The organism is Gracilibacillus oryzae (genome assembly GCF_009498735.1).
Lineage (GTDB): Bacteria > Bacillota > Bacilli > Bacillales > Amphibacillaceae > Gracilibacillus > Gracilibacillus oryzae.
Genome location: NZ_ML762425.1, coordinates 136,197 through 152,664 on the forward strand (window position 1 = coordinate 136,197; position 16,468 = coordinate 152,664).

General features: G+C 37.0%; 16 protein-coding genes. 14 read left to right on the top strand and 2 right to left on the bottom strand.

Annotated features, from left to right (window positions below):
* Positions 1-125 precede the first annotated feature (125 nt).
* Entirely contained in the window at positions 126-1,418 is a 1,293-nt protein-coding gene (locus F9U64_RS03400) for a DUF2254 domain-containing protein (RefSeq protein ID WP_153401613.1), read from the bottom strand.
* A 153-nt stretch (positions 1,419-1,571) separates the two neighbouring features.
* On the opposite strand from F9U64_RS03400, the gene F9U64_RS03405 reads away from it, so the two are divergent.
* Complete coding sequence (locus F9U64_RS03405; RefSeq protein WP_153401614.1) at positions 1,572-1,919, top strand: hypothetical protein; 348 nt, start codon at positions 1,572-1,574, stop codon at positions 1,917-1,919.
* Between the two features lie 59 nt (positions 1,920-1,978).
* Here F9U64_RS03405 and F9U64_RS03410 read toward each other — a convergent pair whose 3' ends face one another.
* A complete protein-coding gene (locus F9U64_RS03410) occupies positions 1,979-3,694 on the bottom strand; it encodes an Rqc2 family fibronectin-binding protein (protein ID WP_153401960.1) in 1,716 nt (571 codons plus the stop codon).
* A gap of 258 nt (positions 3,695-3,952) precedes the next feature.
* On the opposite strand from F9U64_RS03410, the gene F9U64_RS03415 reads away from it, so the two are divergent.
* The 13 genes from F9U64_RS03415 to rpe all read left to right on the top strand — a co-directional run bounded on the left by F9U64_RS03415 (position 3,953) and on the right by rpe (position 16,450).
* Entirely contained in the window at positions 3,953-4,507 is a 555-nt protein-coding gene (locus tag F9U64_RS03415) for a YicC/YloC family endoribonuclease (RefSeq protein WP_153401615.1), read from the top strand.
* Positions 4,508-4,510: 3 nt separating this feature from the next.
* On the top strand, positions 4,511-4,831 hold the full coding sequence (locus F9U64_RS03420) for a DUF1732 domain-containing protein (RefSeq protein ID WP_153401961.1): 321 nt from the start codon (positions 4,511-4,513) through the stop codon (positions 4,829-4,831).
* A 49-nt stretch (positions 4,832-4,880) separates the two neighbouring features.
* On the top strand, positions 4,881-5,141 hold the full coding sequence (gene remA, locus F9U64_RS03425; protein ID WP_153401616.1) for an extracellular matrix/biofilm regulator RemA: 261 nt from the start codon (positions 4,881-4,883) through the stop codon (positions 5,139-5,141).
* A 15-nt stretch (positions 5,142-5,156) separates the two neighbouring features.
* Entirely contained in the window at positions 5,157-5,777 is a 621-nt protein-coding gene (gene gmk, locus F9U64_RS03430) for a guanylate kinase (protein WP_153401617.1), read from the top strand.
* Entirely contained in the window at positions 5,774-5,989 is a 216-nt protein-coding gene (gene rpoZ / locus F9U64_RS03435) for a DNA-directed RNA polymerase subunit omega (protein ID WP_153401618.1), read from the top strand. The genes gmk and rpoZ overlap by 4 nt, the downstream gene beginning before the upstream one ends.
* A gap of 196 nt (positions 5,990-6,185) precedes the next feature.
* Positions 6,186-7,385 carry a bifunctional phosphopantothenoylcysteine decarboxylase/phosphopantothenate--cysteine ligase CoaBC gene (gene coaBC / locus F9U64_RS03440; protein WP_153401619.1) on the top strand — a complete coding sequence of 400 codons (1,200 nt, stop codon included), beginning with the start codon at positions 6,186-6,188 and terminating at the stop codon, positions 7,383-7,385.
* A 1-nt stretch (position 7,386) separates the two neighbouring features.
* Entirely contained in the window at positions 7,387-9,795 is a 2,409-nt protein-coding gene (gene priA / locus F9U64_RS03445; RefSeq protein ID WP_153401620.1) for a primosomal protein N', read from the top strand.
* Between the two features lie 16 nt (positions 9,796-9,811).
* Positions 9,812-10,750 (top strand): methionyl-tRNA formyltransferase, encoded by a 939-nt coding sequence (gene fmt, locus F9U64_RS03450; RefSeq protein ID WP_153401621.1) that lies wholly within the window; start codon positions 9,812-9,814, stop codon positions 10,748-10,750.
* Complete coding sequence (rsmB, locus tag F9U64_RS03455; protein WP_153401622.1) at positions 10,747-12,105, top strand: 16S rRNA (cytosine(967)-C(5))-methyltransferase RsmB; 1,359 nt, start codon at positions 10,747-10,749, stop codon at positions 12,103-12,105. Before fmt ends, rsmB begins: the two co-directional genes overlap by 4 nt.
* A gap of 30 nt (positions 12,106-12,135) precedes the next feature.
* Positions 12,136-12,897, top strand: coding sequence for a Stp1/IreP family PP2C-type Ser/Thr phosphatase (locus F9U64_RS03460; protein WP_153401623.1), 762 nt, complete (start codon positions 12,136-12,138; stop codon positions 12,895-12,897).
* Positions 12,891-14,915 (top strand): Stk1 family PASTA domain-containing Ser/Thr kinase, encoded by a 2,025-nt coding sequence (gene pknB / locus F9U64_RS03465; protein ID WP_153401624.1) that lies wholly within the window; start codon positions 12,891-12,893, stop codon positions 14,913-14,915. Before F9U64_RS03460 ends, pknB begins: the two co-directional genes overlap by 7 nt.
* On the top strand, positions 14,916-15,797 hold the full coding sequence (gene rsgA / locus F9U64_RS03470) for a ribosome small subunit-dependent GTPase A (RefSeq protein ID WP_153401625.1): 882 nt from the start codon (positions 14,916-14,918) through the stop codon (positions 15,795-15,797).
* Positions 15,798-15,799: 2 nt separating this feature from the next.
* On the top strand, positions 15,800-16,450 hold the full coding sequence (gene rpe / locus F9U64_RS03475) for a ribulose-phosphate 3-epimerase (protein ID WP_153401626.1): 651 nt from the start codon (positions 15,800-15,802) through the stop codon (positions 16,448-16,450).
* Positions 16,451-16,468 lie beyond the last annotated feature (18 nt).

Sequence of the window (16,468 nt, forward strand, 5' to 3'; positions counted from 1 at the left end):
CTACTATTTCCCGGGCAACCGCAGAATTTTTATTTTTTCGCTATAAATCGACCGTGAGTTAGGAAATTTTTGATGAAAAGTCAGGTTTACAAACGAAATAAGTTGCAAACCTGACTTTATTTTTTTCACGACTCATTAATTGAACAACTTGACTTAAGTCTATCATAAATGGATGATAAGTAATCTCTTTCTATACCGGAAAGCTCATCCCAAACTACTATTTCTAAAATATAGAAATGAAATTGCCATATTTCTTTTCTGATTTCTTTATCACTTGCCATTGCGACATTTGCCAAAACTTCTATCATGCTGTATATAATTGACAGATCATTTTTTCCATAATGTCTGATCTGATAAAAGCTTTTAAACAGATAGTTCGAAAAAGTCTTAATCCTTTTCACAATTCTTAACTGTTTCCTATTGTCAATGATATATGTCCCGTTCTGATTTATATTTGCTACATCTGTTAACAGGCTTCCGATACGATATAGCGAATTTATTGCTGTATGAGGATCATTTATAGCTGGTGAGATAGCACGCAAGGCAATTTCGACCAATTTCTGAATCGTAAATTCTACATCCTGGAGGTCTGTACGTTCATTTCCGATAAAAATAAATTCAGTCAGATTATCATAACTGTCTAATTTATTATCTGTGTAGATAGCCAGAATGCTTATGTTCTTTTGGACATAGTCACCAACTTGTATATCCATCTCAATAACAGCATTATTCGTTTTTGCCCATTCCACTAATAGATCCCAGTTAATATCCTGAACGTAACCGGATTTTTTCAATTTCAGTGGATAAATTTCTCTTTTCCTCTCAAAATTCAGCTGATCTTTATTTATTGTCCTTAAACTTTGGTAATGTGCCCTCTTTTTGTATTTTTTTATAATTTTAATTCCGTCTTCTTCAATCCAGGTGATTAGATTATTAACCTGAATCCACCTTGCTGAATGATGGATAAAATAAACAAAGGAAGCCAATTCGATAATGGCAATGATAGTCATCAGATTTGGTCCAAGTAATAAATTTTCTTTTCCGGTAATGATTAAATTCAGTAAGGCGAAAATAAAACCAAAGCAATATACACCTAAAATATGCTGAGTAGTCCTGCTTCTCATAAAATCTTGTAATGTTCTCGGTGAAAACTGTGTGCTGAAAGTAGTCAATACAACCATAATGACAGAGAAACTGAGTGTTGTCATTGTGAGGATCGCTGTAACCAACGAAGCGTATAATTCTATCGCAATTTTCTTTTCAGTTAATAAAATAGATGGGATATTATTCTGGAAAGTATCTACAATACTTTGTTCAATCAAAACTATTATCAGAACAGCGGAAATTGAGCAAGTAATGTAAACTGCCGGAAGAAACCAAAAGCTGTCTCGTGTTTTTAACCGAATCTTATTTTTCATCTTGATCCCCCGTTGGAAAGCATTTCTATTACATATACCCAAAAGTTTTGAAATCAAGCATTAATACTTAACAATAAATTAACAAATTCCCTCGTCTTTATTTACAATTCTTATGCTATAATTTACTAATCAATAAATACTAAAGGTGATTATATGTACTATTGGATCAGTTATATTATTGCAATTCTCTTAACAGCTCTGTCTTACTATACTGGAAGTAAAATAGTGAAAAAAGAAATGACTGTCTTGCAAGCCCTTATCATTGGGACCTCAGTGGTCTCCGTAGGGGCACTAACTGAATTTTTAGGAGCGCAAATCTGGTTAATTGTATTAATGCCATTTCCAGTCGGGATGATATTGTCTTACATATTTTTGAAAACTACCCTGATCAGGTGGTTAGGAACATATTTGTTTATTTTGTTTTTATATACGATTATCCATATTATTGTCAGTTATTTTTTTCAATTTCATTCCCTTATACCCGCATGGCATTTATCGTAATAAAGGCTGGAACGGACACTTTCATCAAAAGAGCATTTTTACAATTAAAAAGAGAGGACCTATTCAGGTTCTCTCTTTAATTTCGTCACATAATTCTCATCAGGTGTAACAAATAACGTTTTTTGATTATCATACGTCACAAACCCTGGTTTGGCACCATTTGGCTTTCTGACATGTCGGATCAGTGTATAATCAACAGGCACAGATGAGGAGTTCTTAAATTTACTAAAATTAGCTGAAAGCTGTGCTGCTTCTAACAACGTTTCTTCACTCGGCTCAGTGGACCGTATAACAACATGAGATCCGGGAATATCTTTGGTATGAAGCCATATTTCGTCCTTTCTGGCCAAACGATTTGTTAAAAATTCGTTTTGCTTATTGTTTTTGCCAACAAGGATGATCGTTCCATCTGTTGCATAAAATGTTTCAGGTTCTGGTTTGGAAACCTTTTTCTTTTGTTTTCCTTTCCCAACCTTTTTCTTTAAGTAACCTTGCTCTTGTAATTCTTCTCGTATCTCTTCAATATCTTGTTCTCTGGCACTCTCAATCTGCTCAATAATTTCTTCAAGATACTTGATTTCTTCATTTGCCTTCTTTTTTTCTGCTTCTACCATTTGTTTGGATTTCTTTAATTTATGATATTTTTTAAAGAATGCTTGAGCATTGTCACTAGGAGATTTGTTTTCATTTAGCTTAATTATCCTTGTGCTTTGTTCAGGATCATAATAATCGATCACTTCTACCTGCTTATCGCCTTGTTTTACCAGATGCATATGTGCAGTTAATAACTCACCATTCCGTTGAAATTTATCTGCATCTTTTGCTTCTTCCAATGTCTTGTCAAGTTTCGTTAACTTTCGCTGGTTTTTCTTTACTTCATTTGTTAAAAATCTTAGCAGGTCACCTGCTCTTTGTTTAACTCTGTCGCGCTCAGCCTTACCAGAATAAAATGTATCCAGCATTTCACTTATCGTATTAAATACATCTCTTTCTCCAGCTATTGTGTTAAGAGGCAGAACATAAAATAAGCTCTTTTTCCCTTGAATAATATGGGGTTCAAATTTGTTAGCATTAATCGTTGTCTGTATTGTTTCAAATGCATTTTTATATGCAGTTGAATTGCTGAGACCTGCTAAATGGATAATCTCTTTAGCTAGAAGCGGAGAAACACCCATAAACGTTCTCACCATTTGCTGATCCAGTTTCCCTGCATTAAAGTCCAGTTTTCTGATAAAAGTGTCTCCGTCGATTGTTAATGGATTGATTTTATCCTGATTAGGCGGGGAGATGTAACTGCTGCCAGGTAAAATGGAGCGGTGTCTGTTTTGTGCATGTGACACATGTTTAATGCTGTCCAGAATAACTTGTCTTTCATCATCAACTAAGATAATATTGCTGTGTTTCCCCATTAGTTCAATGATAAGTGTCTTTAAACTTACATCACCGATTTCGTTTTTTGTTTGGAAATGTATATGCAAAATACGCTCATTTTCCAATTGTTGAACAGATTTAATAAAACTTCCGTTTAAATATTTTCTTAACATCATACAAAACATGGTTGGTTCTGTCGGATTCTCATAGCGGTCATTGGTAAGATGAATCCGTGCATAACTGGAGTGAGCGGAAATTAACAGCTGTTTATTCTCACCATATTGTCTCACTGTAAACAAAAGTTCCGAATCAGTTGGCTGATATATTTTTATTATCCTTCCAGAGGAAAGATTTGTGTTTAATTCATGAGCAACCGCTCTTGTTACAATACCATCAAAAACCATCTTAATCACCTCGTTTCCCCATTATAACACGGAATACATATATTTATTAAACAGAATAAATTAAGGCGAAATCTTACTGAAATTACAAAGGAGGACGGATGGCTTTTTGCTTTCTAATGGAAAATAGCTTGTGATTAAATACTGTCATTTGCTATACTATAGGAATGACATATAATTATATATACGGTTGTTCTTATCTCCACGTGTTTAATGACTCTATAACAAGTTAATACTTGAAATGTAATTGGATGTGATCCTATGAGAAGTATGACCGGCTTTGGTAAGGCCGAGTATAAATCTGATGATCTGTTAATTACTGTTCAAATTCGTACAGTTAATCATCGTTTTCTTGATATTACCACACAAATTCCTTCCTATATGCTGTATAAAGAAGATGCAGTGAAGAAATCTGTGAAACAATATCTTTATCGCGGCAAAGCAGAGATTACGATTTATATTAATAGTAAAGAAGTGGAGCAAAAGAAACTGCAGACTAATTGGAATGTAGTTGAGCAATATATTGCTAATCTTAAAGAGATAAAAACGAAATATAATTTATCTGGAGATATAGCAATGGAGATGATTGCTCAAAATCCTCTTATTATGGAAATTGTGCAAGAAGTGAATGATCCTTCAGAAATCGAGGGTGTTATCATAACCTTGATTGAGGACGCATTGGACCATGTAATAAATATGCGTGCACAAGAAGGGGCTAACCTCCAGACAGATTTAGAAGATAATCTGCAAAAGATAGAAAATATATTAAAATGGTTGGGTGAAAGACGAAATATTGTTATAATAGAGTATCAGTAGAGAATAACAGCACGGATCAGGGATTATCTCGAGGATAATCCAATTTTTGACCAGACGAAATTACAACAGGATATTGCTATCTTAGCTGAAAAAGGTGATATTACAGAAGAATTAACAAGATTACATAGCCATATTTCTCAATTCCGGTCCATTATGATGGAATCAGGTGCAATTGGGAGAAAGTTAGACTTTGTGGTTCAGGAAATGCATCGGGAAAGCAATACTATTGGTTCAAAATCAAATGATGCAGCTATAAATACACAAGTCATTCCACTAAAGAGCTATGTAGAAAAATTAAAAGAACAAGTGCAAAACATAGAATAGATGTCTTACATAGAGAATGTTCTTTTAAATCACTAAGGGGGAACTCTGAATGAGTTTAAAGTTAATCAATATTGGTTTTGGGAATGTAGTTTCTGCCAATCGAATTATCTCGATTGTGTCACCAGAATCTGCACCAATCAAAAGAATTATTACCGTGGCGAGAGATAATAATAAATTAGTTGATGCAACATATGGAAGAAGAACACGCGCCGTTATCATTACCGATAGTGACCATGTTGTCCTGTCGGCAGTTCAGCCGGAAACTGTTGGTCAGCGTGTAATAAGTCATGAAGAGATTAGTGAAGAATAAGTAGGAGGAAATGCTTTGATCGAAGAAAAAGGAATTTTGTTTGTTTTGTCAGGGCCGTCGGGTGTAGGCAAGGGAACGGTAAGAAAGGCTTTATTTGAGCAAGATACGAATTTACAGTATTCCATTTCAATGACAACACGTAATATCCGTGAAGGGGAGAAAGATGGAGTAGATTATTTCTATCGTACACATGAAGAATTTAAAGAAATGATTGACACGAACAGCTTGTTGGAATATGCGGAGTATGTAGGGAATTTTTACGGGACTCCACGCCAGTATGTAGAAGAAATGATTGAAGCTGGGCACGATGTATTTCTTGAAATCGAAGTGCAGGGTGCGATGCAAGTGAAGAAGAACTTCCCTCAAGGCGTGTTTGTATTCTTGATCCCGCCGAGTTTAGAAGAGTTAAAAAACCGGATTCAGGATAGAGGAACAGAGACGGAGGATTTGATCGCAAGCCGCTTACAAGAAGCTCGCAAGGAAATAGAAATGATGGAAGCATATGATTATGTTGTGGTAAATGATTCGATTGATAATGCTGTCCAAAAAGTACAGGCAATCGTCCAAAGTGAACATTGTAAAAAAGAAAGAGTAGCAAAACAATATAATAAAGCATTACTGGAGGTAGAGAAATGATATTAGAACCATCAATTGACAAATTACAATCAAAAATTAATTCCAAATACACACTAGTTACACTTGCTGCTAGAAGAGCACGTCAAATTCAGGATACAAATGTGCATCAACTTGAATCACATGATTCAGCTACGCCTGTTGGTATTGCATTAGAAGAAATCTTAGCAGAAAAGTTATCGGTAGATCCTGCTTCAGAAGGTTTGGAAGATTAACTATCAGGTTATTGGTTTATCACAGCGCCAACCGTCTGTAATACCCCCATTTCAAGCTTCAAGTAACACGAAGAAAGTAAGTGGGGGTATAAACATACGCTTAGCATCCTGATAAGTCTCACTTTATCAATATTCCCTCGCATTGCATCTGCTTGCGAGGGTTTCTTCTATTCCATTATAGAGAGGGATTAAAAAAATGTTGGAAGGCAAAAAAATATTATTAGGAGTCTCGGGTGGAATTGCGGCATATAAGGCTATTGCTTTAACAAGTAAACTAACTCAGGCTGGTGCAGATGTCAGAGTGATCATGACTCAAAGTGCAACAGAGTTTGTTACACCATTATCTTTTCAGGCTATATCCAGAAATGAAGTTTATACAGACACATTTGAAGAGAAAGACCCCAGGAAAATTGCCCATATTGATTTAGCTGATTGGCCTGATTTCATTCTGCTTGCACCAGCAACTGCTCATTTAATTGGCAGGATTGCAAATGGACTGGCTGATGATTTATTAACAACTACATTACTTGCAGCAACTAAGCCTGTCTATGTTGCACCAGCGATGAATGTTCATATGTACAAACACCCGGCAGTAAGAAATAATATGCAGCGACTGGACAGTTGGGGTTATCGTTTTATCGAACCAGGTGATGGCTACTTGGCATGCGGATATATTGGAAAGGGCAGGCTGGAAGAGCCTGAAACAATTGTCAGCATACTGCAGCAGGAGTACACAAAAACACAAAGATGGAATGGCAAAAAAGTGCTGATATCAGCTGGTCCTACGCGAGAAACAGTGGATGCTGTCCGTTTTTTTACAAACTATTCTTCAGGAAAGATGGGTTATGAATTAGCAAAAGCAGCAGCACGGGAGGGTGCAGAGGTCCATTTAGTGACAGGACCGACACAATTATCAGCACCTGCCCATGTGAAACTTTATCAAATCACAACAGCAGAAGAAATGTTTAACCAAATGACGCTTCTGTATGAGGATATGGACATTGTGATCAAATCAGCAGCAGTTGCTGATTACAAACCTGTCAAGCAAACAAATAAGAAAATGAAGAAAAAAGATGGCAATTTATTTATCGAATTAGAGCGGACAAAAGATATCCTGAAATATTTAGGTGATCGCAAGCAAAAGCAATATTTGGTAGGCTTTGCTGCGGAAACAGAGGATATACTCACATATGGAAAAGGAAAGTTAGAAAAGAAGAATCTGGACGCTATTGTGATGAATGATATAAGCAACAAAGAAATTGGCTTTCAATCGGACTTTAATGAAGTGATTTTTTTAACAAGAGATGGAACAGAGAAAAAGATAACAAAATCAAAAAAAGAAGAAATCGCAAAACAATTGATTACATTTATTGAGAATGAAATAAGGAAGGATTAATATGTCTATAGCTAAGGTGATTGTGGATGTGCCTACAAGCCAAACAAATCATTCTTTTGATTATTTAATTCCAGAAGGTCTCGAAGAATTGATAACACCAGGGGTACGAGTCTCTGTTCCTTTTGGACCGAGAAAAGTAATGGGATTTGTTATTGCTGTTACCGGGAAATCGGAGTTCAAGAAGCTGAGAACAATTGATCAAGTGATGGACATGACACCTGTATTAACAACAGAGTTACTAGATTTAGGCAGATGGTTAGCAGATCAAACGGTCAGTTTTTATATACAAGCGTATCAGGCAATGTTGCCACAAGTATTAAAAGCAAAGTATAAAAAGGAAATTGAATCACTCACAGAAGGTGATTTGCCTGATCATCTTGAAAAGCTTTTTGCAGGCAGAGCGGTCATTTCCTTTGATGAATTTATGGAGCGGAAAGGGAACTATCGTGAATTATTAAGTGCTATTCATGAAGGAACTGTCCAGATAAATTATATTGTCCAGTCAAAAGAAACGATTAAAAAAGTTTTGTTTATTGAGCCTGACAAAGAGTTATACTTGTTAGAAGAAGCATTGGTAGATTTACCGAAAAATGCGCAAAAGCAGCGGGTTATTCTGGAATTCTTTTTAAAAAACCCGGAACCTGTTGAAAAAAGTAAATTGGTCCAAAAGTGTCAGACAACCTCCTCAACAATTCAAGCATTAATTGATAAAAATTTATTAAGGAAATCAGAAAAAAAGATATACCGCAACCCCTATGAAAATACGACATTTAAAAAAACATCTCCGCTGCCATTGAGCAATCAGCAACAGAAGGCAATTACCCCAATTTGGGAAGCTATTGATCAAACAAGAAATGAAGTCTTCTTGCTGCATGGTGTAACAGGGAGCGGGAAAACAGAAGTATATCTTCAATCGATCGAAAAAGTTCTTGCTAAAGGAAAAGAGGCAATTGTACTAGTGCCGGAAATTGCGTTAACACCCCAAATGGTAAGGCGATTTAAGGGTCGGTTTGGTGGTGAAGTTGCTGTCCTCCATAGTGCATTGTCACCAGGAGAGAAATTTGATGAATGGACGAAGATTCATAAAAAAGAAGTTAAAGTAGTAGTAGGCGCCCGTTCTGCAATTTTTGCTCCATTCGAAAATTTGGGTATTATTATTATTGATGAAGAACATGAGACAAGTTACAAACAAGAAGAACAGCCACGTTATCACGCAAGAGAAGTGGCAAAGTATCGTGGCCAATTTCATCAATGTCCTGTGGTTCTCGGTAGTGCTACACCTCTGTTAGAATCTTTTGCAAGAGCTAAGAAAAATGTCTATCAATTATTAGAAATGCCTGACCGGATGAATGAGCAGGAAATGCCGCCAGTTGAAATTGTGGATATGCGCGAAGAATTGCATCAGGGAAACAGATCCATGTTTTCAAAAAGATTACTTGAAGCCATACGGGAACGTATTGCTAAGAAAGAACAGATTGTACTTTTTCTAAATCGAAGAGGTTATTCTACATTTGTTATGTGTCGCGACTGTGGTGATGTGATGAAATGTCCTGCATGTGATATTGCCTTAACTTTTCATAAAAGCAGTCATCAATTAAAGTGCCATTATTGTGATTATCAGATACCGATGGTAAGAAACTGTCCTTCTTGTGAAAGTGATCAAATCAGGTATTTTGGAACAGGGACTCAAAAAGTTGAAGAAGCATTATTAGAGGCTGTTCCAGAAGCCAGGATAGTAAGGATGGATGTGGATACAACAAGGAAAAAAGGGGCACATGAAAAACTGCTGAATAAGTTTCAGGAAAAACAGGCTGATATTCTGTTAGGTACTCAAATGATTGCGAAGGGTCTGGATTTTGAGAATGTAACATTAGTTGGGGTTCTTGCAGTAGATGCCATGCTGAACCTGCCTGATTTTCGTTCATCTGAAAAAACATTTCAATTATTAACGCAAGTGAGTGGTCGTGCCGGAAGACATAAGTTACCTGGTCAAGTAATTCTGCAAACATATGCGAAAGAACATTACGCTGTGGAGCTTGCCAGCCAATATGATTATGATCAATTTTTTCTTCAGGAAATGAAAATGCGCAAAAACTTCCATTACCCGCCCTATTTTTTCTTGACTCTGATAAATGTGTCTCATCCTAATCAGCTTAAAGCGATGGAAGTGACAAGGATGATCAGTAAACTGTTATATAAACATTTGTCCGATGCCGCAACCATTCTCGGACCCACACCGTCCCCAATTGAAAGGATAAACAATAGATATCGTTATCAGTGCATGGTAAAATATAGAGATGAACCAAATCAAAGGTCCATCATCCGGAAGATTCTGCAATATTACTATGATGAGATTCAAAAAAATGATCTAACAATACAAGTAGACTTCGAACCATATCAATTAATGTAAGTGAGGTAAAAAAAGTATGAAGAACATTATTTTCATGGGTACACCCGATTTTGCTGTACCGGTATTAGAGAAATTAATTGAAGACGGCTATCAGATTCAGCTTGTCGTAACTCAGCCAGACCGTCCGAAAGGGAGAAAAAAGGTTCTGACCCCTCCCCCTGTAAAAGTTACAGCAGAAAAACATGGTCTACCGGTTTTTCAACCAGAAAAAATCAAGGATAATTATGAGCAAATCGAACAATTACAACCTGATTTAATTGTTACGGCTGCATTTGGCCAAATTTTGCCAAAAGGATTATTGGATATTCCGGAATATGGATGTATCAATGTTCATGCATCTTTATTACCTTTATTAAGAGGCGGTGCACCAATTCACTATTCTATTTTACAAGGACATGAGAAAACAGGTATTACTGTGATGTACATGGCGGAAAGACTAGATGCCGGAGATATTATCAGCCAAGCTGAACTTGATATATTAGACAATGATGATGTGGCCAGCTTGCATGAAAAGTTGGCAGATGTTGGTGCAGAACTGTTGTCACAAACATTGCCCCGACTGTTTAATGATAAAATATCACCAATTAAGCAAGATGACGAATTGGCAACATATGCACCGAATATAAAAAGAGAAGAAGAAGAAGTTGATTGGCAAAAGGCACAGCAGGAAGTATATAATCATATTCGTGGTCTTCACCCATGGCCTGTTGCTTTCACTAAATGGCAAGGGAAGAATATGAAAATATGGAAGGCGGAGAAAAATGATCAAACGACTGATCAGGCGCCTGGCGTAATTATTGACATCGCAGATAATGGACTGATCGTTGCCACAGGGGATAAAAAATCAATCAAAATTACGGAGCTGCAACCAGCAGGGAAGAAAAAAATGTCCGGAAGTGATTTTCTCCGCGGAACCGTTCGTAATGAGTTAATAGGAGCGAAACTAGGCGAATGAAGAAAGAACAGAACTTACTCAGAAGTAGCGCATTAGACCTGTTAGTTCAAATAGGAGAACAGGGAGGGTTCAGTCATTTAGCAATTGACCAGATGATGAAAAAGCATGATCTTGAAAGAAGAGATGGTGCCTTATTGACGGAAATTGTTTATGGAACATTACAAAGAAAATTAACATTAGAATATTATTTAGCTTCATTTATACAAAGTAAAAAGAAATTAGATAAATGGGTAAAATGGTTACTTTATATGTCTATTTATCAAATGCACTATTTAGAGAAGGTGCCTGATCATGCCATTATCCATGAATCTGTGGAAATTGCAAAAAAAAGAGGGCATAAAGGAATTGCCAACTTTGTCAATGGTGTATTACGATCAGTACAGCGGCAAGGTGTGCCTGATCTTAATCAAATTGAAGATGAAAAAGTTCGTTTAAGTGTTGCAACTAGTCATCCTTTATGGTTAGTTGAGCGATGGATTAAGCAATATGGATATTCTGTAACAGAGGCGATGTGTCATGCAAATATGACGAATAAGCAAATGGCTATACGTGTGCAGCCATTGCGTACCAGCAGGGAAGAACTGGTAAAAATTCTGGAAGAAGATGGTTTCCAAGTAAGGCGGTCAGAAGTTTCGGATCAGGGAATTCTGATTGAAGCAGGCAATGTCCTAAAACATCAAGCATTTGAAGATCACTTGTTTTCCATCCAGGATGAAAGTTCTATGCTTGTTGCAGAGGTGATGGAATTAGAGGAAGGAATGACAGTGTTAGATGCTTGCAGTGCACCTGGTGGGAAAACAACACACATTGCTGAAAAGATAGAAGATAATGGTACAATTTATGCGTATGATCTACATGCCAAAAAGGCGAAATTAGTAACAAAAAAGGCGGAGCAGTTAGGGCTGCAATCGATTCAGGCAGACCAGGCAGATGCCAGAGAATTACAAGAAAAGCATGTTACAGAAACATTTGACCGTATATTAATTGATGCACCATGTTCTGGATTGGGTGTGTTAAAAAGTAAACCAGATATAAGGTATAATAAAAAAGAATCGGATATTATGAAACTTGCAAAGATACAAAAAGAAATATTAGATGAAGTTGCACCACTATTGAAACAAGATGGAAAACTAGTCTACAGTACATGTACAGTTGACAAAGATGAAAACGAAAGAGTAATCGCAGCATTTTTAGAGGACCATCCAGACTACCAAATTGATCCATTATTTTTTGATCATATACCACAAATGTTACGTAATAAGCAAGGAGTTTCGGAATTTGGACTGCAAATTTTTCCACAGGATTTGAGTAGTGATGGCTTTTTTATTACAAGAATGGTAAAAGTAGCGAAATGATGCTTTTCCCATAAAGTGGAGGTGAATATGATGAAATATTTTTATCGCTCAGACAAGGGGAAGGTACGACAGGTTAATGAGGATGCTGTGGCAATTCATGAATTGTCATCAGAGGGACCGATACTTGCAGTCGTTGCTGATGGAATGGGTGGACATCAGGCCGGGGATGTGGCCAGTAAGATGGCAGTCGAGAAATTAAAAGAAGACTGGCAGAATGAAAAACAGGAATTAATTGATAGAGACAGTGTAGAAAAATGGCTGGAAAATGCTGTGATAAAGGCGAATAATCATGTGTATGAATATGCTCAAAACAATAGTTTATTGAATGGGATGGGTACAACGATTGTAGCTTCTATCTGTTCCATGAATTTTCTTGTCATCGCCCATATTGGAGACAGTCGGGCTTATTTACTAGATGAAAATCAATTACGGCAAGTAACGAAAGACCATTCATTAGTAGGGGAATTAGTCCGTTCCGGTCAATTGTCAGAGGAAGATGCCTTAGTTCATCCAAGGAAAAACGTGATATTAAAAGCATTAGGAACAGAACCAGATGTCAGGCCGGATGTATACAGTTCAGCATGGCATCAATCTTCTATTCTGTTGCTGTGTTCAGATGGTTTAACAAATAAAGTATCAGATCAGGAAATTCATCAACTATTATGGAAAGAATGTTCACAACAAACCGTTAATGAATTAATTCAAATGGCTAATGACCGTGGCGGTGAAGACAATATTACTGTAGCAGTAATTAAACATCAGGAGAATAAAGTTGGTGATTCAACTTGTTAGAAGGCAAAATATTAAGTGAACGTTATAAGTTGAAGAAGCTTATAGGCGGAGGAGGCATGGCTAATGTTTTCTTTGGAACAGACCTTATATTGAACAGGGATGTAGCTATCAAAGTATTACGTTTGGAATATGCCGATGACGATGAATTTATTTCCAGGTTCCACCGGGAGGCACAAGCGGCTACAAGTCTTTCCCATCCGAACATTGTCAGTATCTATGATGTTGGGGAAGAGGGAAATATTTATTATATTGTGATGGAATACATCAATGGTATGACATTAAAACAATATATCCAGTTACATGCACCAGTGGAAGTAGAAGAAGTCCTGGATATTATGAAACAGATTACTTCAGGTATTGCGCATGCGCATGATAATGGGATTATTCATCGGGATATCAAACCGCAGAATATGTTGATTGATGAATATGGATTAGTGAAAGTGACAGATTTTGGTATAGCTACAGCACTGAGTGCTACAGCTTTAACACAGACGAATTCTGTACTTGGTTCCATTCACTATCTCTCGCCGGAACAGGCGCGAGGAGTAAAAGCCAATAATAAATCAGATATATATGCATTGGGAATCGTAATGTTTGAGCTGTTGACAGGAAATTTACCTTTTTCCGGGCAATCACCTGTTTCCATTGCATTAAAACATATGCAAAGAGAAATGCCTTCAGTTCATGAATGGCAGCACACTGTTCCGCAATCTGTTGAGAACATTATATTAATTGCAACAACAAAGGCACCATACCAGAGGTATCAAAATGCTCATGAGATGTTATCAGCATTGGATCATGCACTTGATCCTGATCAGAGAAATGTTCCTAAGTATATTCCTGAGAGTGTACATGATGAAGACCAGACTAAAGCCATTCCTATTCAAGCAATAGAAAAGGCCAGCATGACAAATACCAATACTGATAAAACGATGGTACATACAAACAATGCGGAAGATAATGCGGAAACAGATAAGAATGATAAGAAGAAAAGAAGCAAGAAAAAGATTATCATATGGACAACAACGATCTTTTTTGCTTTATTTGGGGCATTTTTACTTGCATTATTTGTTTTTCCTTCTCTTTTTCAGCCAGAGGATGTCCAAATACCGGATGTGAGCGGGAAGAGTTATGACGAAGCGGTACAAATGTTAGAGGAAAGAAATTTAGTTCCTGTAAAAGAAGAGCAGTCTGATGAAGAAGTAGAAGAAGGTATTGTAATCGAAACTTCCCCAAAAGCTGATGAAACAGTAAAAGAAAACAGAGATGTGACAGTGATCGTCAGCTCAGGACCTCAAACGCTTGAAATGGAAGATTATATTGGCGAAAACTATGAGCGAACAAAATCATTATTAGAAGAGCAAGGCTTTAAAGTCATTGAATATAGTGTATTCTCAGAACGACCGGCAGGTGAGATAGTTTCACAGCATCAGCCGGAAGCTGGCGCAGAGGTGGTTCCAGCCAGAACAACTGTAATTTTTGAAGTAAGTGAAGGCTTGCAAAGCTTCCCGTTAAATCGTTTAGTTGGAATGACCCAAAGTGAAGCAACCAACTATTTAAGTAACAATGAATTATCTCCTGTAATTGAGGAGGTCTATCATGATGAAGTAGCGGAAGGATTAGTCATCGAACAAAGTCCCCAACCAAGTACAGATATGGTGAGCGGGGATGAGGTGACACTGGTAATATCAAAAGGACCTGATGAACCAGAACAGGTTACCCATACAGAAACGTTCACAGTGCCATACACAAACAAAAGTCCGTCTCCTGATGAGGAGGAACAAGCTAATACCGAAACAGCAAATGAGCCAACCCCTCAATCTGTTAGTATATATGTAGAAGATGTTAATCATAATATCGAGGAATTGTATGAAGAAGTACAATTAATTACAGAAAATACAACATTTGACATACATCTGACAATAGCCAGAGATGATAATGCCACATACAGGGTGTTGCGGGATGACCAATTGTTAATTGAGAAAACGATCAAATATGAAGATGTAAAGGGTGAGTAAATGCCAAAGGGTAGAATCATTAAAGCATTGAGTGGGTTTTACTATATAATATATGATGGACAACTGATTCAATGTCGCGGCAGAGGTGTATTCAGACAAAGGAAGGTGTCACCATTAGTAGGTGATTTTGTCGAATTCGAATTCAGTGGAGAGAATGAAGGATATATTTTATCTATTGATGAACGTATGAATGAATTGGTTCGTCCACCGATTGCGAACGTTGATCAGGCGATTATCATCGCTTCACTAAAAGAACCAGATTTGAGTTTAAACTTATTAGATAAGTTTCTCGTAATGGTCGAAGCGAAGTCTATCCGCCCTTTATTATTTTTCACAAAAAAAGACTTACTAAATGAGGATGAATTGGAGCAGCTGCAGCAAAAATTGAATTATTATCGGGATATTGGCTATTCCATTCGATTTCTTTCAACGAAAACGGATGACGTTGAAAAGCAGATCTCTACATTTGTCGATGGCAAAGTTTCGGTATTTGCCGGCCAGTCAGGTGTAGGGAAGTCTTCCTTATTAAATGCATTAATACCCGATTTAGAGTTGGAAACGAACCAGATCTCGGAATCTTTGGGTCGTGGCAAACATACGACAAGACATGTTGAATTGATCCCATTTAATGATGGTCTTATTGCTGATACACCTGGTTTTAGTGCATTAGACTTTGCAGAAATAGATCTGGATATATTACCTGATTGTTTTCCTGAATTTGCTGAACGCAAATCAGACTGTAAATTTAGAGGCTGTATGCATTTAAAAGAGCCAAAATGTGCAGTAAAAGAAGCTGTAGCTAATCAAGACATTCTAGAAGAAAGATATAACAATTATTTACAATTTGTTGAGGAAATTAAACAGAGAAAGCCGAGGTATTAGACATGACAACAAAAATCGCACCATCGATCCTATCAGCTGATTTTAGTATATTGAAAGAGGAGATCCAGGAAGTAGTAGAAGCAGGGGCAGATTACTTGCACATCGATGTAATGGACGGTCATTATGTGCCGAACATCACCATTGGCCCTTTAGTAATAAAATCAATCAGACCAGTGACTTCAATTACCTTTGATGTTCATTTAATGATAGAAAATGCTGACATGTATATTAAAGAATTTGCAGAAGCAGGTGCAGATATTATCACAGTACATTATGAAGCAAGCCCGCATTTGCACCGTACGCTTCATTTAATTAAACAATTAGGCAAAAAAGCAGGAATTGTCATTAATCCTGCAACACCTGTTGAATTTATTAAACCTGTTCTGCATCATGTTGACTTAATTCTATTTATGACTGTCAATCCAGGGTTTGGCGGTCAGGAGTTTATCCCTGAAGTGCTTGATAAAGTGAAGCAAGCTGCAAGCTGGAGACAAGAATTGGGGTTATCTTTTGAAATTGAAGTAGATGGCGGAGTGAATCAGGCTACAGCAAAACTATGCAAAGAAGCTGGTGTAGATGTATTAGTAGCCGGCAGTGCCATTTTTAATGATGAAAATCGAATGGAAGCAATTGAGAAGATAAGAAATGCATAATTAATTTTTTACCGAAAG